The organism is Bradyrhizobium sp., assembly GCF_019244115.1.
In the GTDB taxonomy this organism is placed as follows: Bacteria; Pseudomonadota; Alphaproteobacteria; order Rhizobiales; family Xanthobacteraceae; genus Bradyrhizobium.
Map to the genome: position 1 here is coordinate 1 of NZ_JAFATE010000337.1, position 3102 is coordinate 3102.

Genomic DNA, 3102 nt, shown 5'->3' on the forward strand with positions numbered 1-3102 from the left:
GTCTTCGATATTGCCGTATGGTCCTAAGCATTGCGCGCCCGACCCGCTGACAGCCGATGACAGCGTGGATAGCGCGACAGCAAGCCCCAAAAATCGCGCCTTCGAGGCTGTCTTTTGCCGCAAAAGTTCTTAGATTGCGGCCATGCCAAAAGCCCCCCAGAAAACCGCCCCCAAACCTGTTGCCGCGAAGGCCGCAGGCGCAGGCGACCACGTCTTCCTGGTCGACGGTTCCTCCTACATCTTCCGCGCCTATCACGCGCTGCCGCCGCTCAACCGCAAGTCCGACGGGTTGCAGGTCAACGCGGTGCTCGGCTTCTGCAACATGCTGTGGAAGCTCTTGCGCGACATGCCGGAGAGCGACAAGCCGACGCATCTGGCCATCGTCTTCGACAAGTCCGAGGTCACATTTCGCAACAAGATCTATCCCGACTACAAGGCGCACCGGCCGCCGGCGCCGGACGATCTGATCCCGCAATTCGCGCTGATCCGCGAGGCGGTGCGCGCCTTCGATCTGCCCTGCCTGGAGCAGAACGGTTTTGAGGCCGACGACCTGATCGCGACCTATGCCAGGCTTGCCTGCGAGCGCGGCGCAGCCACCACCATCGTCTCGTCGGACAAGGACCTGATGCAGCTCGTCACCGACAAGGTGACCATGTTCGACACCATGAAGGACAAGCGCATCGGCGTTGCCGAGGTGATCGAAAAATTCGGCGTGCCGCCGGCGAAGGTGGTCGAGGTGCAGGCGCTGGCCGGCGACTCCACCGACAACGTGCCGGGCGTCCCCGGCATCGGCATCAAGACCGCGGCGCAGCTGATCGTCGAATATGGCGACCTCGATCAGCTGCTGTTCCGCGCCACCGAGATCAAGCAGCCGAAGCGGCGCGAGGCGCTGATCGAGAATGCGGAAAAGGCGCGGATCTCGCGGCAGCTCGTTCTGCTGGATGACAAGGTCGAGCTCGAGGTGCCGCTCGACGATCTCCTCGTGCAGGAGCCCGATGCGCGCAAGCTGATCGCCTTTTTGAAGGCGATGGAGTTTTCCTCGCTGACTCGCCGCGTCGCCGAGTTTTCTCAAGTTGATCCGGCCAATATCGAGGCGGCGGTCTCGACGAAGGGCCAAGCATTCTCCGCCGCCACCGTTCCCTCCCCCGAGGGTCAGGGAGGGGGGTCACAGGACCGCGGTACCTCAGGTTTACCCCCCTCCCCAACCCTCAAGGGGGGAGGGGGCGCACCGAGCAAGCCCGGCGACAGCCGATCCGACAAAGCCGCCAGCCTCAAGGGCGCGCCGATCGCGCTCGCGACTGAACGGGCGGATGCTGCGAAAAAACTGCCGGTCGACCGCGGCAAGTACCAGACCATCCGCAGCCGCGACCAGCTCGAGGCCTGGCTCGCCCGCATCCATGATGTCGGGCATGTCGCGATCGAGGCGAAAGCGTCATCGATCGACCCGATGCAGGCGGAGCTGTGCGGCATCGCGCTTGCGCTCGGGCCGAACGATGCCTGCTACATCCCGCTCAGCCACCGCCAGGCCGGCGACGGCGGCGGACTGTTCGACGCGGGTCTCGCGCCGGACCAGGTGACGGAAAGCGACGCGCGCGACGCTCTGCGGCCGTATCTGGAATCCCTGGGCATCCTGAAGATCGGCTTCAACATCAAATTCGCCGCCGTGATGCTCGCGCAGGCCGGCATCACCTTGCGCAACACAGATGATGTCCAGCTGATGAGTTACGCGCTCGATGCCGGGCGCAACGCGCACGGGCTCGAAAACCTCACCGAGCGCTGGCTTGGACACGCCGTCCTCAGCGACGGCGAGATCATCGGCAGCGGCAAGAACAAGCTCACCTTCGCGCAGGTTCCGATTGACCGCGCGACCGCCTATTCGGCCGAGGACGCCGACGTGACATTGAGGCTGTGGCGCATCTTCAAGCCGCGGCTCGTCGCCGAGCACATGCTGACCGTCTATGAGACGCTGGAGCGGCCGCTTGTCTCGGTACTGGCGCGCATGGAACGCCGCGGCATCTCGATCGACCGCCAAGTGCTGTCGCGGCTGTCGGGCGATTTCGCCCAGACCGCGGCGCGGGTGGAAGCCGAGATCCAGGAGATCGCGGGCGAACCGATCAATGTCGGCAGCCCAAAGCAGATCGGCGACATCATTTTTGGCAAGATGGGCCTGCCCGGCGGGACCAAGACCAAGACTGGCGCCTGGTCGACTTCGGCGCAGGTGCTCGACGATCTCGCCGAGCAGGGCCACGAACTGCCGCGAAAAATTCTCGAATGGCGGCAGGTCTCGAAATTGAAATCGACTTACACCGACGCGCTGCCGACCTATGTGAATCCGCACACCCACCGCGTACACACCACCTACGCGCTGGCGGCGACCACGACGGGGCGGCTGTCGTCGAACGAGCCCAACCTGCAGAACATTCCGATCCGCACTGAGGATGGGCGAAAGATCCGCCGCGCCTTTGTCGCGACACCAGGCCACAAGCTGGTGTCGGCGGACTATTCGCAGATCGAGCTCCGCCTGCTCGCCGAGATCGCCGACATTCCCGTCCTGAAACAGGCGTTTCGCGACGGGCTCGACATCCACGCGATGACCGCCTCTGAAATGTTCGGCGTGCCGATCAAGGACATGCCGAGCGAGGTGCGGCGCCGCGCCAAGGCGATCAACTTTGGCATCATCTACGGCATCTCGGCGTTCGGGCTCGCCAACCAGCTCGGCATCGCCCGCGAAGAGGCCTCCGCCTACATCAAGAAGTATTTTGAGCGGTTTCCGGGCATCCGCGCCTACATGGACGAGACCAAGGAGTTCTGTCGCAAGAACGGTTACGTCACCACGCTGTTCGGACGGAAGTGCCACTACCCCGAGATCAAGGCCAGCAACGCCTCGCATCGCGCCTTCAACGAGCGCGCCGCAATTAATGCGCGACTGCAGGGGACTGCGGCGGACATCATCCGACGCGCCATGACCCGGGTCGAGGACGCGCTGGCCGCGAAAAAGCTGTCGGCGCAGATGCTGCTGCAGGTGCACGACGAACTGATCTTTGAGGTGCCGGACGAGGAAGTCGCGGCGACGTTGCCGGTCGTGCAGCATGTGATGCAGGA

At 64.2% G+C, this 3102-nt stretch carries 1 protein-coding gene; it reads left to right on the top strand.

Annotated features, from left to right (window positions below; genetic code table 11):
• Window positions 1-142 precede the first annotated feature (142 nt).
• The coding region (gene polA, locus JOZ76_RS14970) for a DNA polymerase I (protein WP_291699399.1) at window positions 143-3102 on the top strand (2960 nt) is incomplete at its 3' end.